At 62.0% G+C, this 22,676-nt stretch carries 23 protein-coding genes and 1 pseudogene; 9 read left to right on the top strand and 15 right to left on the bottom strand.

Features of this window, described 5'->3' with window-relative positions:
- Positions 1 to 61: 61 nt before the first annotated feature.
- The 5 genes from HFO71_RS16630 to HFO71_RS16610 are packed head-to-tail and all read left to right on the top strand — an operon-like array spanning position 62 to position 5,156.
- Positions 62 to 892, top strand: a complete 831-nt coding sequence (locus tag HFO71_RS16630; protein ID WP_131642670.1) for a metallophosphoesterase family protein — start codon at positions 62 to 64, stop codon at positions 890 to 892.
- On the top strand, positions 889 to 2,115 hold the full coding sequence (locus HFO71_RS16625; protein ID WP_168258394.1) for an ABC transporter ATP-binding protein: 1,227 nt from the start codon (positions 889 to 891) through the stop codon (positions 2,113 to 2,115). Before HFO71_RS16630 ends, HFO71_RS16625 begins: the two co-directional genes overlap by 4 nt.
- A complete protein-coding gene (locus tag HFO71_RS16620) occupies positions 2,108 to 3,031 on the top strand; it encodes a carbohydrate ABC transporter permease (protein WP_077980995.1) in 924 nt (307 codons plus the stop codon). The genes HFO71_RS16625 and HFO71_RS16620 overlap by 8 nt, the downstream gene beginning before the upstream one ends.
- Positions 3,028 to 3,864 (top strand): carbohydrate ABC transporter permease, encoded by an 837-nt coding sequence (locus HFO71_RS16615; protein ID WP_077980994.1) that lies wholly within the window; start codon positions 3,028 to 3,030, stop codon positions 3,862 to 3,864. Before HFO71_RS16620 ends, HFO71_RS16615 begins: the two co-directional genes overlap by 4 nt.
- Before the next feature lie 26 nt (positions 3,865 to 3,890).
- Positions 3,891 to 5,156 (top strand): ABC transporter substrate-binding protein, encoded by a 1,266-nt coding sequence (locus HFO71_RS16610; protein ID WP_077980993.1) that lies wholly within the window; start codon positions 3,891 to 3,893, stop codon positions 5,154 to 5,156.
- A gap of 71 nt (positions 5,157 to 5,227) precedes the next feature.
- Here the strand turns inward: HFO71_RS16610 and HFO71_RS16605 are convergent, their stop codons facing one another.
- Entirely contained in the window at positions 5,228 to 6,208 is a 981-nt protein-coding gene (locus tag HFO71_RS16605) for a substrate-binding domain-containing protein (RefSeq protein ID WP_168258396.1), read from the bottom strand.
- Between the two features lie 229 nt (positions 6,209 to 6,437).
- On the opposite strand from HFO71_RS16605, the gene HFO71_RS16600 reads away from it, so the two are divergent.
- Positions 6,438 to 9,356, top strand: a complete 2,919-nt coding sequence (locus tag HFO71_RS16600; protein WP_168258397.1) for a M16 family metallopeptidase — start codon at positions 6,438 to 6,440, stop codon at positions 9,354 to 9,356.
- On the opposite strand, the gene HFO71_RS16595 is transcribed toward HFO71_RS16600, so the two are convergent.
- The 3 genes from HFO71_RS16595 to HFO71_RS16585 form a co-directional block, all read right to left on the bottom strand.
- Complete coding sequence (locus HFO71_RS16595; protein WP_168258398.1) at positions 9,299 to 10,033, bottom strand: GNAT family N-acetyltransferase; 735 nt, start codon at positions 10,031 to 10,033, stop codon at positions 9,299 to 9,301. The two genes, HFO71_RS16600 and HFO71_RS16595, sit on opposite strands and share 58 nt — an antisense overlap.
- The gene (locus HFO71_RS16590) at positions 10,033 to 10,521 is read right to left on the bottom strand and encodes a MarR family winged helix-turn-helix transcriptional regulator (RefSeq protein WP_132609467.1); all 489 of its coding nucleotides are present in this window, start codon (positions 10,519 to 10,521) and stop codon (positions 10,033 to 10,035) included. The genes HFO71_RS16595 and HFO71_RS16590 overlap by 1 nt, the downstream gene beginning before the upstream one ends.
- A 116-nt stretch (positions 10,522 to 10,637) precedes the next feature.
- Entirely contained in the window at positions 10,638 to 11,750 is a 1,113-nt protein-coding gene (locus HFO71_RS16585; RefSeq protein WP_168258424.1) for an MFS transporter, read from the bottom strand.
- A gap of 345 nt (positions 11,751 to 12,095) precedes the next feature.
- On the opposite strand from HFO71_RS16585, the gene HFO71_RS16580 reads away from it, so the two are divergent.
- A complete protein-coding gene (locus HFO71_RS16580; protein ID WP_168258399.1) occupies positions 12,096 to 13,007 on the top strand; it encodes an agmatinase in 912 nt (303 codons plus the stop codon).
- Positions 13,008 to 13,150: 143 nt separating this feature from the next.
- The gene (locus HFO71_RS16575) at positions 13,151 to 14,659 is read left to right on the top strand and encodes a winged helix-turn-helix domain-containing tetratricopeptide repeat protein (RefSeq protein ID WP_168258400.1); all 1,509 of its coding nucleotides are present in this window, start codon (positions 13,151 to 13,153) and stop codon (positions 14,657 to 14,659) included.
- Between the two features lie 18 nt (positions 14,660 to 14,677).
- On the opposite strand, the gene HFO71_RS16570 is transcribed toward HFO71_RS16575, so the two are convergent.
- The 11 genes and pseudogenes from HFO71_RS16570 to HFO71_RS16520 form a co-directional block, all read right to left on the bottom strand.
- Positions 14,678 to 15,211 (bottom strand): YidB family protein, encoded by a 534-nt coding sequence (locus HFO71_RS16570; RefSeq protein WP_221988234.1) that lies wholly within the window; start codon positions 15,209 to 15,211, stop codon positions 14,678 to 14,680.
- Positions 15,212 to 15,380: 169 nt separating this feature from the next.
- Entirely contained in the window at positions 15,381 to 15,719 is a 339-nt protein-coding gene (locus HFO71_RS35850; protein WP_168258401.1) for a hypothetical protein, read from the bottom strand.
- A 167-nt stretch (positions 15,720 to 15,886) separates the two neighbouring features.
- Positions 15,887 to 16,047: pseudogene (locus tag HFO71_RS35845) on the bottom strand (AhpC/TSA family protein); the annotation flags it as partial.
- Between the two features lie 113 nt (positions 16,048 to 16,160).
- Entirely contained in the window at positions 16,161 to 16,622 is a 462-nt protein-coding gene (locus tag HFO71_RS16555; protein WP_168258402.1) for a DUF411 domain-containing protein, read from the bottom strand.
- 56 nt (positions 16,623 to 16,678) lie between these two features.
- Positions 16,679 to 16,966 carry a copper-binding protein gene (locus HFO71_RS16550; RefSeq protein WP_077980988.1) on the bottom strand — a complete coding sequence of 96 codons (288 nt, stop codon included), beginning with the start codon at positions 16,964 to 16,966 and terminating at the stop codon, positions 16,679 to 16,681.
- Positions 16,967 to 16,988: 22 nt separating this feature from the next.
- Positions 16,989 to 17,468: a cupredoxin domain-containing protein gene (locus HFO71_RS16545; protein WP_072638454.1), complete on the bottom strand. Its 480-nt coding sequence runs from the start codon at positions 17,466 to 17,468 to the stop codon at positions 16,989 to 16,991.
- Between the two features lie 30 nt (positions 17,469 to 17,498).
- Positions 17,499 to 18,845, bottom strand: a complete 1,347-nt coding sequence (locus tag HFO71_RS16540) for a multicopper oxidase family protein (RefSeq protein WP_131642681.1) — start codon at positions 18,843 to 18,845, stop codon at positions 17,499 to 17,501.
- 15 nt (positions 18,846 to 18,860) lie between these two features.
- Positions 18,861 to 20,327 carry a TolC family protein gene (locus tag HFO71_RS16535; RefSeq protein WP_132609453.1) on the bottom strand — a complete coding sequence of 489 codons (1,467 nt, stop codon included), beginning with the start codon at positions 20,325 to 20,327 and terminating at the stop codon, positions 18,861 to 18,863.
- Entirely contained in the window at positions 20,324 to 20,551 is a 228-nt protein-coding gene (locus tag HFO71_RS16530) for a hypothetical protein (protein WP_077980985.1), read from the bottom strand. The genes HFO71_RS16535 and HFO71_RS16530 overlap by 4 nt, the downstream gene beginning before the upstream one ends.
- A gap of 94 nt (positions 20,552 to 20,645) precedes the next feature.
- Complete coding sequence (locus HFO71_RS16525; RefSeq protein WP_077981266.1) at positions 20,646 to 21,050, bottom strand: hypothetical protein; 405 nt, start codon at positions 21,048 to 21,050, stop codon at positions 20,646 to 20,648.
- A gap of 162 nt (positions 21,051 to 21,212) precedes the next feature.
- Entirely contained in the window at positions 21,213 to 21,716 is a 504-nt protein-coding gene (locus HFO71_RS16520; protein ID WP_077980984.1) for a cytochrome b, read from the bottom strand.
- Positions 21,717 to 22,236: 520 nt separating this feature from the next.
- On the opposite strand from HFO71_RS16520, the gene copM reads away from it, so the two are divergent.
- Positions 22,237 to 22,668: a CopM family metallochaperone gene (gene copM / locus HFO71_RS16515; protein ID WP_131642685.1), complete on the top strand. Its 432-nt coding sequence runs from the start codon at positions 22,237 to 22,239 to the stop codon at positions 22,666 to 22,668.
- Positions 22,669 to 22,676: the final 8 nt, after the last annotated feature.

Genomic DNA, 22,676 nt, shown 5'->3' with positions numbered 1-22,676 from the left:
AGAGAGGGCACGAGAAGGGAGCGCCCGTGAGGCGCTGCCGACGTCTCGGAGACGCGCCCCCATGAAAATCATTCAGATCACCGACACCCATTTCAGCCCCGGCAAGCCGCATTTCAACGGCAACTGGGCGCCGCTTCTGACCTGGATCGAAGCGACCGGTGCCGACCTGATCGTCCATACTGGCGATCTCACCGTCGATGGCGCCGACAAGGACGACGACATCACCTTCTCTATGGATCTGATGCGTCAGGTGTCGATCCCGATGCTGATCGTCCCCGGCAATCACGATATCGGCCACCTCAAGGGATCGGATCAGCCCGTCACTGCCGAGCGGCTGTCCCGCTGGCGCAGCCTTGCCGGCGACGACCGCTGGCTGGAAGATGCGGCCGGATGGCGCTTCATCGGATTGAACTCGCTGCTTCTCGGTCATGAGGATGACGAGGAAGAGGCGCAGTTCGAATGGCTTCACCAGGCGCTGTCCGACAGGGCAGGGCGGCGGGTGGCGCTGTTTGCGCACAAGCCGCTATTCGTCGATGCACCCGACGAAGGCGATACCGGATATTGGAGCGTTCGCCCGGCTCAGCGCCGGCGGCTCTATGATCTGATCGCTGCTCATGACGTGGCGCTGTTCGCAAGCGGCCATCTCCATTGGGCCTGGCAGGGTCGCTTCGGCAATACCCAGCTGACATGGGGTCCGTCGGCCGCCTTCATCATCGACAAGATGGAGCGCGAGATGCCGGGCGAGCGCCTGATCGGCGCTGTCGTCCACGAGTTCGATACTGGTGTCGAAAGCACGATCGTCGCCGTTCCCGGCATGACCGCGCATGTGCTCGACGATGTCGTGCACGAGGTCTACCCCCAGGCGGTCAAGCAGCGGGAACCCGTCGAATGAGCGCGCTCTCGCTTCGCGGCATCGCTAAGGCGTTCGGCGGCAACCAGATCCTTGATGGCGTCAGCCTGGATGTCGCCGCCGGCGAATTCATCGCGCTGGTCGGTCCTTCCGGGTGCGGCAAGAGCACGCTGTTGCGCGTCCTTGCCGGCCTCGACCACGCCGACCAGGGCGAGATCCTGATCGGCGGGCTGGATATGTCCGGCGTTGCGGCCGCCGACCGCAACATCGCCATGGTCTTTCAGTCCTACGCGCTTTATCCGCATCTGACGGCCTCTGAGAATATCGCCGTGCCTTTGGCGATGCGTCGGTTGTCGAGGATGCAGCGGCTGCCCTTCATCGGGTCGTTGATGCCGGGCCAGCGCGCCACCCGGAGGGCGATCGCCCGCGACGTCAGGGATATGGCGACATCGCTGAAGATCGACCACCTGCTTGACCGCAAGCCCGGCCAGATGTCGGGCGGCCAACGTCAGCGCGTGGCGCTGGCCCGCGCCATGGTGCGCCAGCCGAGCATCTTCCTGATGGACGAACCGCTCTCCAATCTCGATGCCAATCTGCGCGTTCACGCCCGAGGCGAGATCGTCGACCTGCATCGCCGCGCCGGCGTGCCGACGCTCTATGTCACTCACGACCAGGCGGAAGCGCTTTCCATGGCCGACCGTGTCGCCGTGATGATGGGCGGAAAGTTGCTGCAGATCGCCAGCCCCGAGGTCATCTACGACGATCCCGCCCATATCGAGGTCGCCCGCTTCATCGGCCAGCCGCGCATCAATCTCCTGCCGGCCTTTGCCGAAGGCGGCGTCATTCTCTGCGGCGGCCTGCGCCTGGCGCTTGAGAATGCGCCCGGCGGCAAGATGCCGGTCACGCTCGCCATTCGCCCGGAATTCGTCTTTGTCTCCAAGAGCCGGCATGACGGCCTTGCCGCTAGTATCGAACGCGTCGAATTCCTGGGCTCCGAAGTCATCCTCCATTGCCGGCTGGACGCGATCGGCGAGACTATCGTCGCCAAGGTTCAACCGGCCGAAGCCTCCGGCCTTGTTGCCGGCGATCCGGTCGGGCTGCGGCTTTTGCCCGACCGCACGCTGATCTTTGCCGAAGACGGCAGCCGGCTGGCCGGCGGCGTTGCAGTGGGTGATGCAGGGCTCGGCGCTGCCGATGCCGGGCTCGCTACAAGCGATGCCGGGCTCGCAATAAGCGATGCCCAGCGGGAGAGGGCGCATGGCTAGCATCGTCTCCATGGCCGTGCCGCAGGATGCCGCCGTTGCGCATCGGCGCAGCGAGGCCCGCATCGCCTGGATGCTGGTGATGCCGGCGATGGTCCTGCTATTCCTCTTCGTGCTTTTGCCGGTTGCATCAGTCATCGTGCTCGGCTTCACCGATTTCGAACTCGGCTACGGCAAGTTCCGTTTCGTCGGCTTCGAGAATTACGCGCATTTGGTCACCGACCGCACGTTTCGCAAGTCGCTGTGGAATACGACGGTCTATACCGCGGTCGTAGCACCCGTCTCGATCCTTCTCGGTCTCGGCATCGCCATGTTGATCGAGAGCGAGACGAAGGCGCGCAGCTTCTTCCGCACTGCCTATTTCCTCCCGGTCGCCTCGCTGATCGTCGCTATGGCGACCGTCTGGCAATATATGTTCCACCCCACAATCGGCCCGCTCAACGCACTGCTCGCCCTCGTCGGGATTCCCGGCCCGAACTGGCTGGGCAGCTCCGGCACGGTGCTTTACAGCCTCTCGATCATCGGCGTCTGGCAATCGGCCGGCTTCAATATGGTGCTGTTCCTGGCCGGACTGACGGCAATCCCGCGCGAGCTTTACGCGGCAGCCGAAGTGGACGGCGCCAGATCCTCCCTCGACCGGTTCCTGCTCGTCACCTGGCCGATGCTCGGGCCGACGACGCTTTTCGTCATCACCATCAGCATCACCAATTCAGTCAAGGTCTTCGAGACGGTGAAGACGCTGACCGAGGGCGGCCCGAACAAGGCGTCGGAGGTGCTGCTCTTCACGATCTACCAGGAAGGCTTCGTCTATCTGCGCGTCGGTTATGCCTCCGCGATGACGGTGGTCTTTCTGCTGATCCTGGTGGTGCTGATGTTCCTGCAGTACCGCGTTCTCGATCGCCGGGTGCATTACACATGATGACGAACGCTTCTTCCCTCGGCAGGATCATCCGCCTGGCGCTGCTTTCGCTCGGCGCAATCATCTTCCTGTCGCCCTATGTCTTCATGATCTCGACGGCCGGCAAGGCCCAAAGCGACATCTTCACCTCGTCGCTGTCGCTGATCCCGGCGCACTTCACCTATGCCGAAAATTTCGCCAAGGCCTTGAGCCGGGTACCGATGGCGCATCTGTTGTGGAACGGCGTCGTCGTCTGCGGGCTGATCTTCTTTTTCCAGGTGCTGGTGGCGATCCCTTGCGCCTACGCCATGGCAAAGCTGCGCTTCGGCGCCGCCCGCGCCATGATGGTGCTTGTCATGCTCGGCCTGCTAGTGCCGATCCATGCGACCGCGCTGCCGCTCTATGTCGCCTTCGACCGCGCCGCGCTGCTCAACAGCTATGCCGCCCTGGTCGCGCCCTTCACCATTTCGGTCTTCGCAATTTTCATGTTCCTGCAGTTCTTCCGCGCCATGCCTGATGATCTCATCCATGCCGCACGTCTCGACGGTATGTCGGAACTCGGAATCGTCGCCCGCGTCATCGTGCCGAATGCCTGGCCGGCGGTCACGGCCTTCGCCATCTTTTCGGTCGTCGCCCATTGGAACGATCTCTACTGGCCGCTGATCGTCATCAGCAAGCAGGACTATGCCACACCGCCGCTCGGCCTGATGTATTTCCGCGCCGCCGAGGCCGGCGACGACTACGGCGCGCTGATGGCGGCGACCCTCACCATTACCCTTCCCCTCGTCATCGCCTTCCTGCTTGCGCAGAAGCGCTTCGTCGAAGGCATCACCATGACCGGTCTCAAAGGCTGACCGGTTTCAACCCAGGAGAACGAGCGATGAAACATATCACCCAGCTTCTCGCCGCAGCGGCCGTCTCGATGGCAATCGCGCTTCCCGCGCATGCCGAGACGACGCTGACGGTTCACTACCCGATGCCGGGCTTCTTCAAGGACGTGATGGACACGATCTCGAAGAAGTTCATGGAAGAAAATCCCGATATCAAGATCCAGTTCGCCAGCCCGTCGGCCACCTATGAAGAAGGCATCCAGACGATCCTTCGCCAGGTCGGCACCAGCGAAATGCCCGATATCACCTTCATCGGCCTCAATCGCCTGCGCATGCTCGACGAACGCGACGTCGCCGTCGACCTCGGTCCGCTCGTCCAGAAGGACGGCAACATGGGCGAGCAGGGCTTCTCCGACACGATCCTCAAGCTTGCTCAGGTCAAGGGCAAGCAGGTGGGCCTGGCTTTCGCGACCTCCAACCCGATCATGTATTACAACGCCGATCTCGTGAAGGCGGCCGGCGGCGATCCGGAAAATCCGCCGAAGACCTGGGATGAGGTCATCGCGCTCGGTGGCAAGATCAAGGCGCTCGGCAATGGCGTCGACGGCATCGACTTCCGCTGGCAGGGCGACGACTGGATGTTTTCGGCACTGCTCTTCGGCGCCGGCGGCAAGATGCTGAGCGACGACGAAAGCAAGGTTGCCTTCAATGGGCCGGAAGGCCAGAAGGCCGTCGAAGTCTTGCATCGCCTGGTCACCGAAGGCGGTATGCCTGTGTTCACCAAGGCCGCCGGCGAACAGGCTTTCGCAGCCGGCAAGGTCGGTTTTGAGTTTCAGACCACAGGCGCGCTGCGCAACACGATCAAGAATGTCGGCAACAAGTTCGATCTGCGCACCGCCAAGATCCCGTTGATCGATCCGGTGAACGGCCGCCTGCCGACCGGCGGCAACGCCGTCGTCATCCTGACGCATGACGCCGCCAAGCAGGATGCCGCCTGGAAGTTCGCCAAATTCGCCGCCGGCCCTTATGGCGCTTCCGTCGTCGTGCCCGGCACCGGTTATGTCCCGAACAACGAGCTCGCCGCGAAGTCGGCCGATTATCTCGGCGATTTCTACAAGCAGAACCCGCTGTTCCAGGCAGGCCTCAGCCAGATGCCGGTGATGATCCCCTGGTATGCCTTCCCAGGCTCGAATGGCGTCAAGGTCACGCAGACCATCGTCGACAATCTCTCGCGCATCGTCGACCAGTCGGCCGAGCCGAAGGAAGCGCTCGATGACGCAGCCGCCGATGTCGAGGGCATGCTGCCGCGCAGCTGATCGGTTTCCCAATCGGGAACAGGGCAGGGCCGCCACGCCGAGCGCGTGGCGGCCTTGTTGTTTCGCAAGCGTCAGATGGCGCGCACGGTGCCACCGCGGCGAAGCGTATAGGCGACATTAAGATGGCGGGCAGGGGCGGCATTCTCCGCCATGTCGAGCAGCAGCGAGGCGGCCGTCGCCCCCATGCTGGCATCCGGCATTTCGATGGTCGTCAGCGGTGGATCGATCAGCCGGCCGATGGCGATGCCGTCGAAGCCGGCGACCGAAACATCCCCAGGCACGGAAAGCCCCTCGCGCTTCAGCGCGCCGATGACGCCGAGCGCCAGGAGATCGTTGGAGGCGATGATCGCCGTCGGCGCAAGCGAAGTCATCGCGACGCCAAGATCGAGCTGGTCATAGCCGCTGACGAACGGGATCTGTACGGCATCGAGTGGTGTCAGCCCGTTCTCGGCCATAGCGTCGAGATAACCGCGGTAGCGAAGGTGGGCGCGGTCGGAGGCGGCGAAATTGCCGGAGAGAAATAGAATGCGGCGATGGCCCATGCCGATCAGAAATGTTGTGACCTCGCGGCCGGCGCCACGATTGTCGGCGGTAACAGCCGCCGGAAACTGCGCCGTCGGCAGGTTGTTGAGCAGCACGGTCGGCGGGAGCTTCGCAAGCAGCGCCTGGCTGGTCGACGGATTGCAGACGGTGAGGATCAGCCCGGTCGGCCGGTCGTTCAGGAGTGCTGCGACGGCATCGGCCTCGCGCGCCGGATCATAATTCGACTGGGCGATCAGGACGCCATGGCCGGCCACCAGCATGCGGTTCTGGATGCTCGACAGCGACGAGGCAAACACCGGATTGGTGATGCTCGGAATCAGCACGCCGATCACAGGCCTGCGTCCGAGCCTGCCGGCGGACGAGCCGGCCGGGCGATAACCGAGTTCGGCGGCCGCACGGCGCACCTTGCGCACCATCAGGTCGCTGGCCGGTCCGTTGCGGTTGAGAACCCTGCTTGCGGTCGCCAGCGAGCATCCTGCCCGGAACGCGACCTGCTCCAATGTCGCCATCGAAAACGCCTCCTGGTGACAGTATCGAGGCGCAATCCCTTAGGCGGGTTCGATGACATTGGTCTGACACCCACAGCATGATGCCGAAACCTGTGAGCAGTTTTCGGACGACATCATGCTCTAACTCTTTAATTGAGAACAGGATTCAGATTTTTGGCCGACCGGGCGTAAAATCATCCTGTCCTAGGGAGAGTTATCTACTTCTTATTCATTACAAACATGGAAGTTGATGGGGAATGCAACCTGTGGAATAGTCAGGTTGGCGCGATCTACCCTCTTCATTCTCATCACCTGGACAAGAATGTCTCACAAAAAAATGGAATGCTCCACGGTGTGGTGGTTTCTCGCGACGATCTCCCTCGCCGCAAACTTCATGTCGCCAGCCTATGCGGACAGCCCGTCCGTGCCCTGGCCACAAACGCAAAGCGACATCCAAGCCGATCCCCACGTGCGTTTCGGCATGCTCGCCAACGGCATGCGATTTGCGATCATGCGCAATGTCACGCCGCCCGGACAGGCGGCGATCCGTTTTCGCATTGGCTCCGGTTCGCTCGACGAAAACGACAACCAGCAGGGTCTGGCGCATGTTCTCGAGCACATGGCCTTCAAGGGTTCCACACATGTCGCCGAAGGGGAGATGATCCGTATCTTGCAGCGCAAGGGTTTGGCCTTCGGGCCGGACACCAACGCCCATACCTCATATGACGAGACTGTCTATGCACTCGATCTGCCCGAGGTCGATGCAGACACGGTTTCGACGGGCCTGATGCTGATGCGAGAAACGGCGAGCGAGTTGAGCCTCGACGCCGACGCCTTCGATCGCGAACGCGGCGTCATCTTGTCGGAGGAGCGGCTGCGCGACACACCGCAGTATCGCGCGGCGCTTGAAATCATGAATTCGTTGCTTGCCGGTAAGCGTGCGACCATGCGGGCACCGATCGGTAAAGCCGACATCATCAGCAATGCGCCTGTGGCCCTCGTCCGTGATTATTACCGGGCCAATTACCGACCCGATCGGGCAACGCTGATGGTGGTGGGCGATATCGACCCCGCCGCCATGGAAACGGAAATCCTGCAGCGCTTCGGCGATTGGAAGGCCGTCGATCCGGCGCCGGCAAAGCCGGATCTCGGCACGCTGGTGACGAAAGGCGAAAGCGCCGACCTCATCGTTGTTCCCGGCGGCATGACGAGCGTACAGGTCGCCTGGACACGTCTCTTTGACGCGGCGCCTGACACCTTCGCCAAGCGCCGGGCCGAACTTATTGAAAGTCTCGGACTTATGGTGCTCAATCGCCGGGTGAGCACCATCGCCGGCAAGGCGGATGCCCCGTTCATCAGTGCGGGTGTCGGCTCTCAGGATATCGTCGATTCCGCTCATGTCGTGCTGATTGCGGCGAACTCCGAGCCGGACAAATGGCAGGCGGCGCTCACGGCCATTGACCAGGAACAGCGTCGTATCCAGGAGTTCGGCGCTACGCAGGCGGAGATCGATCGCGAAATCCTCGACTATCGTTCGGCCCTGCAGGCTGCTGCGGCCGGAGCCGCGACGCGCACGACCACCGACGTCGCTTCCCTGCTGGCGAGCAGCGTCGATGACTATCAAGTCTTCACCTCGCCTGCCGAAGACCTCTCGCTGTTCGAGACGATGACGAACGGCGTCACGGCGGCCGAGGTCAATCAGGCGCTGCAGCGTGCGTTCTCCGGCAACGGTCCGCAGGTCGTGCTACAGACGGCCCAATCACCTGAGGGCGGAGCCGACGCGGTTCGGCAAGTCTACGATGCTTCGAATGCCGTTGCCGTCTCGGCGCTATCCAATGCAGCTGACGTCGCCTGGCCCTACGCCCATTTCGGCGCGCCGGGCGCCGTGGTCGAACGCCGCGCCGTCGACGATCTCGGCTTGGCCATGGTGCGCTTTTCCAACGGCGTACGGCTTACCGTCAAGCCAACCAAGCTGCGTGCCAACGAAGTGCTGGTGCGTGAAAATATCGGCGGTGGTCGGCTGGACCTGCCGCACGACCGTTCCGCCCCGATCTGGGCATCTCCGGCCGTCGTGCTGTCCGGCGTCAAGGCCATAGATTACCAGGATATCCAGAAAGCGCTGACGGCCAACATCGTCGGCATCGATTTCTCGGTAGGCGATAGCTCCTTCAGGTTCGACGGTCGTACAAGGACTGAAGATCTTGCAACGCAGCTGCAGCTCATGACCGCATACACCTCCGATCCCGCCTATCGCCCCGAGGCTTTCAAGCGTGTGCAGCAAGCCTATTTGAGCGGTATCGATCAGTATGAGGCGACGCCCGGCGGCGTTGTCAGCCGCGATTTCCCAGGTCTCGTCCATTCGGGCGACCCGCGCTGGACCTTCCCCGATCGCGCACAGTTGTCGGCCGCTCATCCAGACGATTTCGAGGCGCTGTTCCAACCTATGATCTCCAACGGCCCAATCGATATCACCATCGTCGGCGACGTGACGGTGGACGACGCGATCCGGCTGACAGCTGAAACCTTTGGCGCCTTGCCGCCGCGCTCGCAGACGACGTCGAGCGACGACGGGAGCGACGTGCGTTTTCCGGCGACGACCGAGAAGCCCGTTGTGGAGGCCCATAACGGCAGGGCAGATAACGCCGCCGCCGCGGTAGGGGTTCCCATTGGCGATTTGCTTTCCGACCTGCCGCGGTCCTTCACCGCCAATCTCGCCACCCAGATTTTCCAAAACAGGTTGATCGACCAGTTTCGTATCGCAGAGGGATCAAGCTATGTGATGGAGGGCGATGCTGACCTGTCAAGTGAACTCCCTGGCTACGGCTACGCATATTTCTACGTCGAGACAGACCCGGCAAAGGTCGCGCGCTTCTACGCACTCGTCGACGAGATCGCCAAGGATCTGCGGTCGCGTGATGTCTCCCCGGACGAACTCACGCGCGCCCGGGAACCCATTATCGAGACACTGAAGCATCAGCAGCAGGGTAACGAATATTGGATCGAATATCTGCACGGCGCTCAGACGGATTCGCGTGGTTTAGACCGGATACGCGACAATCTCAGCGGCTACGAGAAGGTTGCCGCCGCAGATATTCGCGCTTTTGCCACGACCTATTTCAGCCCGGAAAAATTCTGGAAATTCGAAGTGCTGCCGCCGGCGGTGCGATAGGAACGGCGTTTCACCACGCGCATGTTCATCTCCGCGCGAAGCGCAAAGCCGTGTGTCTTGTAGAGCGAAATGGCCGATGTGTTCGCCGCATAGGCGTGCAGATAGGCGGTGTCGCCGCTCGATGCGATTTCGCCGGCAACGAAGCGGAAGAGCAGGGTGCCGAGGCCGCGTCCCTTGAAATCCGGATGGGTGCAAAGCCCGCTGAGCTCGATGAAGCCTGTCTGCCGCATCCGTTCCCCGGCCATCGCCACGAGGCGGCCCTCGCTCTTGATCCCCCAGAAGCTGCCGAGGCTTTGGGCTCGCAACGTGAACGGCCCGGGTTTCGTCAGTGTCGCCAAATCAAGCATGTCGGCGGCATCGGACTCCGTCAGCGGTTGGATGCGAGGATCGGAAATCCGCTCATGGGGCCGCTCGGCAACCATCTGGACCACCGATGCCTCCGTTGCGACGGCAAGACCCGGTGGAATGGCGATCGGACCGGATTCGACGAGAATCATGCTCTCCTCCTGCGAAAGCAGGTTCTCCAGGGCGTCGAGGCTCTCCGGCGTTTCGTCGGCGGACGCCGCGAAAGGGACGATGGAGGGAGGGTATCGCCGCGCGAACTTGCCGCCTTCGGCAAGATAGGCATGGGCGGTCTCCAGCGCGCTCCAGATCGGTCGGTCGAGGATATGGGGCATTATCGTTCCTCCTCGGCGGCGTTGCGGCGCGCAAGCGGCACCGCCGCAAGCCCGTCCTCGATGGCCGCGAGCTGTTCGAGGATCGGCCCGTCGAGATCGCCGCAGAGATCTGCAACGGCGGCGGCGATGCGCGGCCAGATCACCTTTTTCGAATGGTCGACGAGGTCCTGTCCCTTGTCGGTCAGCGAGACCAGTCTGCGACGCTGATCATCCGGGGCCGGCTGCATGTCGACGTAACCAAGTTCGAGAAGCTGGCCGACGGTGCGGGTTGCGCCGGGCTGGGTGATGCCCACCGCCTGCGCGAGCTCGCCGATCGTCAGCGGCCCAGACCGATCGATCGCTGCAAGGAATGGATATTGGCCAGCCTGGATGCCAAGGCCTGCTTCGTCGATGACCTGCTGCGTATCGGCCTGCAGCCTTTCTCCGATGCGCCGCAGCCGGCTGCCCATGCACAGAAATCCCAGCGTCCGGACCACATCCTCGACCATGCCGATCTCCATTTGTATGGGAAATTATATAACATGTTATACATTAAATGGCAATTCTCCTGAGCAAAGGGCCGGCAGGTCAAGCCGGGGCAGGGCGGCACAAGCAAGTGCCTCGATCAGCCCCGCCATCTCCTGGCCATTAGCAACGCCGCCAGCACACAGCTGAGCAGGCCAAGGGACAACGGCAGACCCTGATGTCCGTTCAGTTGCATCGCCAGTCCTGTCGCAGGCGATCCGACGATGCCGCCGATGCCCCATACCAAGGCGAAGGTCGCATTTCCGGCGATCAGGGCCTGGCCGGTGAAACGCTCGCCGAGCTGGATCAGCGATAGGGTGTAGATCCCGAACGAGACCCCGCCCCAGACGAAAACGAGCGGCCAGATAAGCCACGAATTGAAGGCCGACGGCAGCAGCAGGCAGCTGGCGAGGCAGGCCAGGACGCAGAATAACATCATCCGTGTCGAGCCGAACCGTTCGGCCAAGCGCCCGAGCAAAATCTGCAGCATGGCATTGCCGGCGATGAAACAGGTGATGAGCGAAGCGATGCGCCCTTCGGCGCTGCCGAGTGCTGCACCATAGACCGCGAACAGTGAAAGCAGGATCTGCTCGAAGGCGGCAGCGGCAAAAACGGCAAACAACAGCAGTGGTGCCAGCGCGAAGAAGCGGCCCACCGTTGTAGCCTCGCCTTCACCAGGCATGTCCGGCAGGCGTGGGACGACCGCAAGCACGATCAGGCCGCAGAGGAGGAAGGCCGTAATGCCGATCACGAAAGGCGGCCAACCCTCAGTGCCGGTGAGCCAGAGCGACAGCGGGCCGATGGCGAAGCCGCCCGAAACGATCGATGAATAGAGACCCATGATCCGGCCCCGGCGCGGCGCCGGTGTGATCGAGATCAGCCAGGTTTCGCTGATCACGTAAAGCGGATTGGCGAAGACGCCGAGCAGGAAGCGCAGCGGCATCCAGGCCCAGACGTCCTGCGCCCAGGCAATCGTCATCAGGGTGAGCGCGGCCAGGCTCGAACACAGGATCGCCAGCCGAGCCGCACCCACGCGCCGCGAAAGCGCCGGAATGAAAGGCGCCGATAGAATGAATCCGAGCGGCGTCATAGCCGCCGACAATCCGATCAGGGCTGATGTGGTCCCGTGCCGCTCCAGGATGAAGCTGAGCAGCGGATAGGTCAGCCCCTGCGCCACGGCAAATACCGTGACGGTCGCGATGATGCCCGCCATCGCGGCCCATGGGATCCGATCCGCTTGCAGCGATGTCGTGCCGGGCAAGTGCCGATCCGACACGTCCGACGACTCCACAGACGTTCCCGCCCGCGCCGCGTGATGCGGCGCCAATGCAGGGGTGGAAGTATCGTTCATGGCAGCCTCCATGGGGTTTGAAGGTGCGGGAACCTTCAAGCTCAAAAGAGGATGAATTCTGCGGGATACGGCGAGCGCCGTAATTAAGCGCGTCCAAAAAGTTCTCAAAAACTTCCAAAGGGACTAAACAGGTCTGCATAGAATTTTTCCCCGGCCAAAAGCCCTCACCACAGCAATTCCGCCGGACATCATCAGGACCATCTGGAAATGACCGCCTCGCCTTCCTTTCTTGGCCTTCCAAATCGCCTCACCGACGGCCGTTTGCCCCGTGCGGTGATCTTCGCGGCCGGTCACGGCAGCACCTATCCCGGCAAGGACAGCAGCGGCTATGTCCTGGCCGCCGACGCCATCCGCGCTGTGAGCCAGGACGATGCCGCGCTGGTCGAGCACTGGGACTTCGATCTCGGCGGACCGTTGTTCGATGGCAAACCGGTGTGCTGCATCGACGCCGGTGTCGTCGAAACCACCATGCATGACAATGCCGGCAACCGCGCCCGGATCGAGGTGAAGACGCGCGAGATCCTGTCAATGCCAGCCATGCCGATCCTGCTTGGCGGCGACTGCTCCGTGACCATTCCTTTCCTCGCCGGCTTTGCCGATCACGAACCGGTCTGGATCCTGCAGGTCGACGCCCATATCGACTGGCGTGACGAGGTGCATGGCGAGCGTTTCGGCTATTCGAGCCCGATGCGTCGGGCGAGCGAGATGCCGCATGTCGCCGGCATGGTGCAGGTTGGCCTCCGTAGTGTCGGCAGCGCACGCCTCGCCGACATCGAAGCGGCGCGGGGTTACGGCAGCCGCTTCGTCACTGCCCGCGAAATTCATGCTGAGGGCGCCGAAGCCGCTCTCCGGCATATTCCGCAAGGAGCGCGGGTCGTCGTCACGCTCGACTGCGACAGCCTCGATCCCAGCATCATGCCGGGTGTGGCGGCGCGGACGCCCGGCGGCCTCACCTATACCGAGGTAATCGACCTGATCGCCGGCCTTGGCAGGCGGGCCAGGATCGCAGGATTCGATCTTGTCGAGCTCTATCCTCCCGCCGACATCGACCGCCTGTCGGCGCTGACCGCCGCGCGCCTTCTCGTCAATGTAGTCGGCGCCATCGCCCGGCAGGTTTGAGATCCGGCTCGCGGCATCGTAGCCGGACAAGGTTTCATCGACGAGCGAAAGGGTGTTCTGATGCGGCTAGAGCCTTGAACTGGACCGAATTGTCCCCTGCTGAACAGTTCCAACGAAGGCTGAAAGTCTCTAGGATGCGCTCGATGCAGGGATCGCGCTTTGCCTTTGGTCCGTTTGTGCTTGATCCGGTGGCTGGAACCCTCCTTCGGAACGATGATCCCGTTGCCATTGGCCACCGGGGTGTCAAGCTGCTTTCAGCGCTCGTCGAACGACCCGGAGAAATCCTGGGGAAGGGCGAGTTGATGGATGCGGCCTGGCCGGGCTTGGCCGTCGAGGAAGGCAACCTCACCGTCCAGATCGCGCAGCTGCGCAAGCTGCTCGGTCCGGCCGCCGACGGCGGTGAATGGATCTCCACGGTGCCGCGTGTCGGCTACCGCTTCACCGGCGCCATCGATCAGCTCGGCGGTGTGAAGCGAAAACCTTTGCCGCTGCCCGACAAACCATCGATAGCGGTGCTGCCCTTCGTGAATATCAGCAACGATCCCGAGCAGGAATCCTTCGCCGATGGCCTGACCGAAGACCTGATCACCGACCTTTCCAGGATGCCGGGCCTGTTCGTCATCGCCCGCAGCTCGGCCTTCGCCTACAAGGGAAGGGCGAAGGACGTGCGCGCAATCGCCGAGGAGCTCGGCGTGCGCTACCTGCTGCAGGGCAGCGCAAGACGCGCAGCGGGACAGGTGCGCATCAACGCCCAACTGGTCGATGCGGCAAGTGGCGATCATCTGTGGGCGGAACGCTTCGATCGCAGTCTGGACCATATCTTCGCCGTTCAGGACGAGGTGACGGCCAAGATCGTGGAGGCCTTGCTCGGCCGGCTGCGCACACCGCCGCCGCGCAACCGGCCCAAGAATCTCGACGCTTACGATCTCTGCGTACGGGCGCGCAGGCTGATGGATGATACGCCACAGACGGCGCGGGAAGCGCATCTGATGCTGACACGCGCGATTTCGCTCGACCCTGATTATGCCGAGCCCTATCGCTGGCTTGCCATAAACCACTGGATGGGTGAGGTGCATTCCGGCGGACCGACGGAGCCTACGCGCAAGAATGCTCTGCAACTGGCGCGCAAGGCTGTAGCGATCGATCCCAACGATGCCGGCTGCCGCTGGGTCCTGGCTTACCTGCTTGCCTATGAGCGCAGTTTCGCCGAGGCGGATGCGGAATTCGCCAGGGCGATCGAGCTCGACCCCAACGACGCCGACACCTTTGCGGCATTATCCGACATCGCGGTCCTGGCCGGGCGGATCGGGGAGGGCCTTGAGCACATCGCCAAGGCCTTTCGGCTGAACCCGTTCCCGGCAAGCTGGTACTATCTGACGCTCGGCCAGGCGCAATATGCCGCCGGCCAGTACGAAGCCGCCATCGAGACGCTGCGCCGGGACGAGACCTATCGCACGAGCTCACGCCGTTTCCTGGCGGCAAGCCTTGCCCAACTCGGCCGGCTCGACGAGGCGCATGCCGAGGTCGAATTGTTCCTCGTCGCCAACCCGCATTTTTCAACCCGCCACTGGGCGGCGGCCGAACCGTTCCGTGACGCTCGGACGCTTGCGCATTTCATCGACGGCTACCGCAAGGCCGGTCTCCCCGAGTGATGCGCTGGTGCGACGAAATTAGAGGGTGCCGGGTCGTCCACTGGTGGTCGATTGACTTGCAGAAGACAAAAAGCTCTCTTCGGCGGTGGGTACTCTTCCCTCGGGTGTCAGGTCGTCCACCGCTTTGGGAAGACCGCGCTTGAGGCGCCCCAGAATCTCTTCATGCGAAAGGCCGGTACTGGCCGCGATCTCGTTGAGAACGTCCGGTCCCAGTGCTTCCGCGAGCTGGCCGTCATTAATGTCCGCATTCGGACCGGGTTTTACCCACGACTCCGCCTTGTCACCGTGACCATTCTGCTGAAACGTCTTCAGCAGATCGCCCAAACCGCCGCTGACGACGCTTCCGGACGTCAGCCCGCCGAGAAGTCCGCCGAGACCACCCGAACCGGCCAGTCCGCCAAGAAGGCCGCCAAGCCCGCCGGGCTGCTGGTTTCCCGCGCCGGCCTGCTGAGGATTCTGAATGCCCCGTAGGAGCTCTCCGATTTTGTCTCTATTTTGGTAGCCGGCAACGGCAAGCACGGCGAGAAGCGCCTTCAATTGACCGCTCATCATGATGAATCCTCCTATGGTGCTCAATGCACGCGACCCAAAGCAGAGCGCTGCATGGGCAGCAATGTCCAGAGGGGCCAAAGGTTCCGTCGCTTTGAAAACAAGGCCGCACGGTTGGAATCCTTCGATGGTCTCGAAGGCCGGCCGTCCCACCTCATGGCTCACGCCGCGGTCAGATTTCCGGGCAGCCGCGCTGGTTTGCGAAGGTCATTCGTTCCGGTCCACGGCGCGTCATCCCCTGCACAACGATTCTGCGGGGAGACACGCGTACGATCTGTGCTCTGCGAAGTCCTTCGCTCCGCGCGATGTCGAGAGCATCATCCGGGTCGCAGCCTCGCGGTCCGCGGCGGTCATATCCATATCGATCACGATCGCGATCCCGGTCGTAAACGCCGACGCCACCGGGGCCGAGCCGCAGCTCCAAATCCTGCGCGGCCGCGATCGTCGGCGAGATCGTCAACCCGGTTATCGCGGCCAAGCCGACCAGTACGAACTGAAGAGATTTCCGCATGAGTTCCTCCCATGGTTCAATGTTTATATAAATGACAACATCGCCATGCGAGATTTGTTCCTTGAGATAAGAGGAGTCGATGCGAGCGACGAACTTGTAGTTCGTCTCATGGAAAGCGCGTCACATGGATCCAATTTCGATGCGACGCGCTTTAAAGATCATTCGCTTCAAACAGCCATGTTCGACGCTGCCGACATCACCTCCCGCGGGGTGGGACTGCCGAACATATATGGCGGCCATCCGCTTCGACTTCGGTGAAACACCCACCAGCGCACGACACCATCCGATCGAGCAGAAATTCGCCTGCGGGCTGGCCTTCGCCGATGGCGATCACGCAGCGTCGTTCGGCGGCAACCGGTCGATCAGTCTCAGTCTGGCGCACGGTGGTTCCGCTCCGGTTTCCTGATCGGTCGTCCGGTTCTGGCCAGATCGATCGCAACCTCAGCCCTTCCGGGGACGGACCTCCATGAATACGTATGGCGCGCCGGTTCCCGATGGGATCGCATACACGTCATAGGACGCCTGCGGGTCGTCGCCCATTCCCAACGAGCCGGACGGCATGCCCGGCACGGCCAGCCCCCGGACCGACGGCCGCTTCTGCAACAGGCGCTGGACGGCCTCGAGCGGCACATGTCCCTCGAGGTAGTATTCCTCAATGACGGCGGTGTGGCAGCCCTGCACGTCGGCCGGCACGCCCAACTGCGCCTTGATCGCTGAAAGGTCGTCGGTGTCGCGAGTGTCCAGCGAAAATCCTGCTGCCGCCATCGCCTGCGACCATTCATGACAGCAGCCGCAGTTTGGATCCTTGTAGACCGTCATCTTCGTCGGCGTGGCGGCACGTGTCCCTCCGCCAAGAAACGCCATGGCGGATGCCGCCATTGTAATGAAGCTTCTCCTGTACATCATCTCCACTCCTTGATGTCCTGCCGCCCGGATTGAGACCGGGCGGCAGGAGCCCACTATTTTACTTCGGTGACGGTCAGCTTGCCGTTCACCCGTTCGGCGACGAATTCGATCTTCGAACCTTCCTTCAGCCTTTCGAGCAGAGCTGGGTCTTCGACCCGGAAAACCATCGTCATCGCAGGCATGTCGAGGCTCTTCAGGTCCTCATGCTTGATGGTCACCTTGTTCGCTTTGGCGTCGACCTTGTTGACGACACCCTTGGTGAATTCCTGGGCGAACGCACCGAAAGCCGCACCGGCAGAGAGCAGGGCGGCCACGCTGATTTTGATCATGGCAGTTTTCATGTTCGTAGCTCCTTTTTGCGGATTATTTCCCGGCAACGGTGACGTCGCCGTGCATGCCGGCTTCATAGTGGCCGGGGATCAGGCAGGCGAACTTGAACTCGCCGTCGGTGGTGAATTTCCAGACGATCTCGCCGGATTGGCCTGCCGGAAGACGGATGGAATTGGCGTCGGCATGTTCCATTTCCGGGAACTTCTCCATGACCTTCTTGTGTTCCAGAATCTTGTCTTCCTGATCGAGCACGAATTCGTGGTCGATGGTTCCGGCATTCTTGATCGCGATCTTGACGGTCTGCCCCTTGCGGACGTTGAAGACCGCGGGGGTGAAGAGCATCTTTCCGTCGTCAGTTTCCTTCATCGTGACGCGGATGGTCTGTGTCGCTTTGGCCTTGTCGCCGGGTTCTCCGACAGCCATCTTCTCACCGTGGCCACCGGCATGATTGCCGGAAGCGAGCGCTGGAGACGCGAGGGCGACGAGCGCCAGTGCCATGAGATAATTCTTCATCCGTAATTCCTTTCGATGTTGAGATGGACCTCAGCCGTTTGTCGGCTTCGGCGTAATTTGCGTCTTTGCGTCTTTGGCCTTGGTCGCGTCTGGCAATTCGCCAGTCCATTCCCAAGCCTGGGTCCCGGGTGGGTTTTCGTACCAACCCGGATCGGTGTAATCGTCTGCCGAGATGCCCTCGCGGACCTTCACGACTGAGAACATGCCGCCCATTTCGATCGGACCATGCGGCCCCCAGCCGGTCATCATCGGAACGGTATTCTCGGGGATAGGCATTTCCATTTCGCCCATGTCGGCCATGCCCTTGGTGCCCATGGGCATGTATTCCGGCTGCAGCTTCCTGATCTTTTCGGCGACCTTCGATTTGTCCGCACCGATGAAGGTTGGAATGTCGTGACCCATGGCGTTCATCGTGTGGTGCGATTTGTGGCAATGGATCGCCCAGTCGCCGAGATACTTGGCGTCGAACTCATAGGCGCGCATCGCGCCGACGGGAATGTCGATGCTCACCTCCGGCCACCGCGCTTCCGGCCGCACCCAGCCACCGTCGGTACAGGTCACCTCGAAATCGTAGCCATGCATGTGGATCGGATGGTTGGTCATCGTCAGGTTGCCGACGCGGACGCGCACCCTGTCGTTCTTCGACACGACCAGAGGGCTGATGTCCGGGAACACGCGGCTGTTCCAGCACCACATGTTGAAGTCGGTCATCTCCATGATCCGCGGCACGTAGGAGCCGGGGTCGATGTCGTAAGCGTTGAGCAGGAAGACGAAGTCTCGGTCGACGCGCATGAACTTGGGATCTTTCGGATGGATCACGAAGAAACCCATCATGCCCATGGCCATCTGCACCATCTCGTCGGAATGCGGGTGATACATGAAGGTGCCGGATTTCACGAGGTCGAACTCGTAGACGTAGGTCTTGCCGACTGGAATATGCGGCTGCGTCAGGCCGCCGACGCCGTCCATGCCCGATGGCAAGATCATGCCGTGCCAGTGGATCGTCGTGTGCTCCGGCAGCTTGTTGGTGACGAAGATGCGGACGCGATCTCCTTCGACGGCCTCGATGGTTGGCCCCGGAGATTGGCCGTTGTAGCCCCACAGATAGGCGGTCATGCCGTCGGCCATCTCGCGTTCGACGGGCTCGGCGACGAGGTGGAACTCCTTGACGCCGTTGTTCATCCGATGGGGCAGGGTCCAGCCATTCAGCGTAACCACTGGCTGGTAATCTGGTCCCGATGTTGGTTGGAGCGGCGGCTGCATATCCGCCGATTCCATTGTCGGTGCGTCCGGCAAGCCCATTGCCGACGTCTTTGTCCAGGCGGCCGTCGAAAGCAGAGCGGCGCTGGCTCCAATGATCTGTCTTCTATTGAACATAGCGATGTTCCTTTCTCAATGACCGCCGCCAGCGCTGCTTTCGGAAGCAGTGGCGACCTCGGTCTCTGCCGACGCCTTCGTCGCGCCGCCGCCGTAGATCGCAGGCGCCAGATCGGCTTCGGCCAGCCAGAAATCTCGCTTCGCGTTGACGGAGAGCAGGATGGAGTTGATCTTGTCGCGGGTGTCTGTCAGCAGCTCGAAGGTGTTCGAGATCATGCCGTTGTAGGTCAGCAGGGATTCCTCCTCGACCTTGGTGCGCAGCGGCACGACGCTGTTGCGGTAGTGCCGCGCGATGTCGTAGTTCGAGCGGTAAGCCTCGTAGGCGGAGCGTGCTTCTGAGCGGACGTTGACGGCTTTCTCCGCCAGCAGGTTCGCCGCCCGCATGTAGGCCAGTTCAGACTTGCGCATCCGCGCCTTGCCGGTGTCGAAGATCGGGATGGCGAACTCAAGCTCGACTTGCGCAGTGGTTCGCGTTTTCTTCTCGTCGTCCTCGATTTCGCGTTCCGTTTCGAAACCGGTCAGGATGTCGAGGTCGGTCACATAGCGCGTCGCCTCGGTGAGGCCGTAGGACTTGGCCGTGGCCTCAAGGTCGAGCTTGGCGATCTGCAGATCGATGCGGTTCCTGAGAGCCTCGGCCTCGATGGTATCGCGTCTGATGACGGACTTGGGCAGCGGCGGCAGACCGTTGGGAACCTGATAGTCCAGGTCGGTGCCCCAGAGGCCCATCAGCCGCGTCAGCTCCTCCTTGGCAAGACGGGCGGAGAGGCGGGCCTTCGCCGTTTCTCCGGCGAGTTCGGCGACGAAGACATGCTCACGGGCTTGAGCGCCCTTGGTCATAGCGCCGGTCTCGCCAAGCTTCTCCGCGAGTTCCGAGGCTGCGTCGGCGGTCGCCTGGGCACGCTGGAGCTGCCCGACGGTCTCCCATGACGCCACCGCGCCGATCCAGGCGCGCCGCGTGTCGGCGGCGACCTGAAGTGTCTTCACCGCCGCGGTCAATTGCGCCTGCCGGAAGCGGGTGTCGGCGATCGCCATGTCCCTGTTCTTCGTGGCGAGCGCCAGGATGTTCGTCGCAATCATTCCTTCGATCGTCTTGAACGCCTCCAGGCCCGGCGCGCCCATGCCGGTAGTGCCGATGGAGACAGACGGGTTGAGGAACATCGTCGTTTGCCAGGCGTCGGCCGCGCTGTCGCCGAGATCGGCGTAGGCGGCCTGCAGTCCCTTGTTGTTGAGCAGCGCGATCTGGACGGCCGTCTCGACGTCGAGAGGCTTCGTTCGAGGAAGCAGGCTTTTGACTTGAGCTGCCGCCGATCGAGCCTGGTTCTGGTTCTGGATCCAGACGGTCTCTTTCGCCGTGACGGTGGCGGTTTTGTTGGCAACGGAGGTGAAGCCCGCCTCTTTGCGGGAATACTCGGCGCCTGTGACACAGCCGCTCAAAGCGAGCGGAAATGCCAGCGCCAAGATCAGTTTTCTGGTGCCGATCATGAGTCGTCTCCATTCATGGGAGACTGCAGATCGTTCTGTCTGCGCCAGGGCTTGGGATCGACCGGCTGCCGGGCGACGTAGCCTGCGATCGGCGACCTGTATGCCGCCGGAGGTGCGGACGGCTGGTCGACAGCGGTGGGAAACGCCACCACGTCGGGAGGAAGTGTGGATGCGCAGCCGCCGACGACAAGCGGCAGCCCCACCACGAAAAGCGAGGGTTTCATTATGAAATTTCCGAATAGGAGATAGCCTTACGGCGCGCTCGCCCGGAAGCAGGCAAGCGTCCGACTAGACCCGATCAAACGGGTAGGTCTCTATTCAGATATTCGGGGGACGGTGGAGGGGCGGCAGCTCGCCAAGGGTCGTCCGGTCGTCGATGAACTGCCGGATCGAGGTTACGACGGGTCCGTCGACATCCTGGCCTTCACAAATGATGCCGAGCCCGCCACAGAAATCCTTGCAACATTCTTGCTTGACAGGCTTCGATACGCCATCGGCGTCATCACTGACGTCGCCCTGGGAGTGGTCATGGACAGTCATCTGCGTCATGTCATGGCCATCATGATGCTGCATTGCATCGGACTCGGACAGTACCGCTGCCGCCTCGGGGAAGGAGGAGCCATGCATGGCGGCGCTGGCGTTCGACAGCGAGTACCCCGCCAGTGATACGATGATCACCAGCCGCATCATCACGAGCAGCCTGCTCATTGCGATTCGGTACATCTTGCCCATGCTCCTCGAACTACACGCAATGCAGCTCGATTTCAATTGCGACTTCATCTGTCGTCGATGTTCGCGTCCTTTATGTGGCACGGAACCGCTTGCCGTTCAGATCCTGGATTCTCAGCCAACACCGGCCGCTACGTCGTGCTGCTGTTCGCCACGTTACAGATCCTCGGCTGACCGCTTCCGGCGCGGGAACACCATCCGGTCGACCGTCTCGTCACGAGCGACGATCGTGTGCCAAATCGCCGCCGTGAGATGCAGCGCCACCATCGCCAGGATTATCCTCGATCCGACGACGTGGTATGGCGCAATCCCGAACCAGAAGTAGCTCGCGACGAGGCCCATGCAGGCCTGTCCAATGATCGCGGCGTAGAAGGCGTGGTGAAGCGCCGCGGCTGCTCGCTCACTCCATGAGCTGGGTGCGCTGGTTTCGGAGGGCTGAAGAAGACGAAGAACCAACCGCAGGCCCATCAGCAGGCCGATCGCCATACCCGCGTAGTTGTGGAGATGGTGCTGGACGACGTCCCAGTACGCCGGAGTCATGCCCATGTGGACGGCGTGATGGGTTCTCTCGATGCTGCCGCCCGTCAGATACTGGACCGGCACCAAGAGGGCGATCAGCCAGTGAAGTCCTATCTGGGCCAGCGAATAGCCAGGTTTCATCGAATTTTTCCGAGCGAGAGGCGCAGACTAGCCCGCGACGGTTAATGCTTCCTCATCGGCCGTTGCTAAAAGAAATAAGTGCTACAGATCAACCTTCCATTGGAACATTTCTGCTGGCGCCCAGTTCGGCGCCGGAAGGGAACCCAGCCGAATGAGACTTGGAAGCATCTTCCGGTACGCTCAGCTTTTGCTCGTCGCTCTCCTGGTGGCGGCGAGTTCTTTCGGCATGGCCGCGGCGCCGAGCACCCTGCAAAGCCAGCACTGTGCCGTCGTGGGGGAGCGTGATCGCCATGCGGGGCATGCCTGCGGCACGCAGGCCGGGTGCTGTTCGGCGATGCACTGCTGTCCGATCCTTGCGGAACTTGCCAAGGTCGCGGCTCCGCGCTTCGAACCGGGGAGGCATGAACGGACGGAGCCCGTCGACAGGCCGCTCCTGCTGGTCCGTTCAATCGATCCGCCGCCCCGATTTCAGGCGGGCTAAGACGGACCAAACAATCAACCAGATTTCGGAGATCGAAAAATGAAGACGTTCACCAAGCTTGCCTTGTGCACGGCAGTCGCCACCGGCTTTGCTATCCTGCCATCGGCGGTTTCCGCCCAGTCGACGATGGCCTATCCGGAAAAATGCAAGTCCAAAGACATGGACATGTCGAAGGCGGACATGCCTTCGGGCGGCATGCCGATGGGCGACATGACCGACTACCAGAAGGCGTCGATGGACGGCATGAAGGATATGCACATGAACATGATGCAGGGGATGATGAAGAAGGACGCCGACGTCTCCTTCGTCTGCGGCATGATCGCCCACCACATGGGCGCGATCAGCATGTCGGAGGTCGAACTGAAGTACGGCGACAATGAAGAGGCCAAGCAGATGGCCAAAAAGGTCATCGAAGCCCAGAAAAAGGAGATCGAAGAGATGTCCAAGTGGGTGGACAAGGAAGCCAAATAGGAGATTGA

The sequence above is a fragment of the Rhizobium laguerreae genome (assembly GCF_019778565.1).
GTDB lineage: Bacteria > Pseudomonadota > Alphaproteobacteria > Rhizobiales > Rhizobiaceae > Rhizobium > Rhizobium laguerreae.
This window is presented reverse-complemented; position numbering and strand designations above follow the sequence as displayed.

What these genes read in the sequence shown, in the direction of transcription:
- HFO71_RS16570 (WP_221988234.1), bottom strand. Translation starts at nt 15,211, where the DNA reads ATGATGAGCGGTCAATTGAAGGCGCTTCTCGCCGTGCTTGCCGTTGCC.
- HFO71_RS16530 (WP_077980985.1), bottom strand. Translation starts at nt 20,551, where the DNA reads ATGAAACCCTCGCTTTTCGTGGTGGGGCTGCCGCTTGTCGTCGGCGGC.
- HFO71_RS16620 (WP_077980995.1), top strand. Translation starts at nt 2,108, where the DNA reads ATGGCTAGCATCGTCTCCATGGCCGTGCCGCAGGATGCCGCCGTTGCG.
- HFO71_RS16590 (WP_132609467.1), bottom strand. Translation starts at nt 10,521, where the DNA reads ATGGTCGAGGATGTGGTCCGGACGCTGGGATTTCTGTGCATGGGCAGC.
- HFO71_RS16610 (WP_077980993.1), top strand. Translation starts at nt 3,891, where the DNA reads ATGAAACATATCACCCAGCTTCTCGCCGCAGCGGCCGTCTCGATGGCA.
- copM (WP_131642685.1), top strand. Translation starts at nt 22,237, where the DNA reads ATGAAGACGTTCACCAAGCTTGCCTTGTGCACGGCAGTCGCCACCGGC.
- HFO71_RS16535 (WP_132609453.1), bottom strand. Translation starts at nt 20,327, where the DNA reads ATGATCGGCACCAGAAAACTGATCTTGGCGCTGGCATTTCCGCTCGCT.
- HFO71_RS16595 (WP_168258398.1), bottom strand. Translation starts at nt 10,033, where the DNA reads ATGCCCCATATCCTCGACCGACCGATCTGGAGCGCGCTGGAGACCGCC.
- HFO71_RS16605 (WP_168258396.1), bottom strand. Translation starts at nt 6,208, where the DNA reads ATGGCGACATTGGAGCAGGTCGCGTTCCGGGCAGGATGCTCGCTGGCG.
- HFO71_RS16550 (WP_077980988.1), bottom strand. Translation starts at nt 16,966, where the DNA reads ATGAAAACTGCCATGATCAAAATCAGCGTGGCCGCCCTGCTCTCTGCC.
- HFO71_RS16585 (WP_168258424.1), bottom strand. Translation starts at nt 11,750, where the DNA reads ATGGCGGGCATCATCGCGACCGTCACGGTATTTGCCGTGGCGCAGGGG.
- HFO71_RS16545 (WP_072638454.1), bottom strand. Translation starts at nt 17,468, where the DNA reads ATGAAGAATTATCTCATGGCACTGGCGCTCGTCGCCCTCGCGTCTCCA.
- HFO71_RS16580 (WP_168258399.1), top strand. Translation starts at nt 12,096, where the DNA reads ATGACCGCCTCGCCTTCCTTTCTTGGCCTTCCAAATCGCCTCACCGAC.
- HFO71_RS16575 (WP_168258400.1), top strand. Translation starts at nt 13,151, where the DNA reads ATGCAGGGATCGCGCTTTGCCTTTGGTCCGTTTGTGCTTGATCCGGTG.
- HFO71_RS16525 (WP_077981266.1), bottom strand. Translation starts at nt 21,050, where the DNA reads ATGTACCGAATCGCAATGAGCAGGCTGCTCGTGATGATGCGGCTGGTG.
- HFO71_RS16625 (WP_168258394.1), top strand. Translation starts at nt 889, where the DNA reads ATGAGCGCGCTCTCGCTTCGCGGCATCGCTAAGGCGTTCGGCGGCAAC.
- HFO71_RS35850 (WP_168258401.1), bottom strand. Translation starts at nt 15,719, where the DNA reads ATGCGGAAATCTCTTCAGTTCGTACTGGTCGGCTTGGCCGCGATAACC.
- HFO71_RS16520 (WP_077980984.1), bottom strand. Translation starts at nt 21,716, where the DNA reads ATGAAACCTGGCTATTCGCTGGCCCAGATAGGACTTCACTGGCTGATC.
- HFO71_RS16600 (WP_168258397.1), top strand. Translation starts at nt 6,438, where the DNA reads ATGGGGAATGCAACCTGTGGAATAGTCAGGTTGGCGCGATCTACCCTC.
- HFO71_RS16555 (WP_168258402.1), bottom strand. Translation starts at nt 16,622, where the DNA reads ATGTACAGGAGAAGCTTCATTACAATGGCGGCATCCGCCATGGCGTTT.
- HFO71_RS16540 (WP_131642681.1), bottom strand. Translation starts at nt 18,845, where the DNA reads ATGTTCAATAGAAGACAGATCATTGGAGCCAGCGCCGCTCTGCTTTCG.
- HFO71_RS16615 (WP_077980994.1), top strand. Translation starts at nt 3,028, where the DNA reads ATGATGACGAACGCTTCTTCCCTCGGCAGGATCATCCGCCTGGCGCTG.
- HFO71_RS16630 (WP_131642670.1), top strand. Translation starts at nt 62, where the DNA reads ATGAAAATCATTCAGATCACCGACACCCATTTCAGCCCCGGCAAGCCG.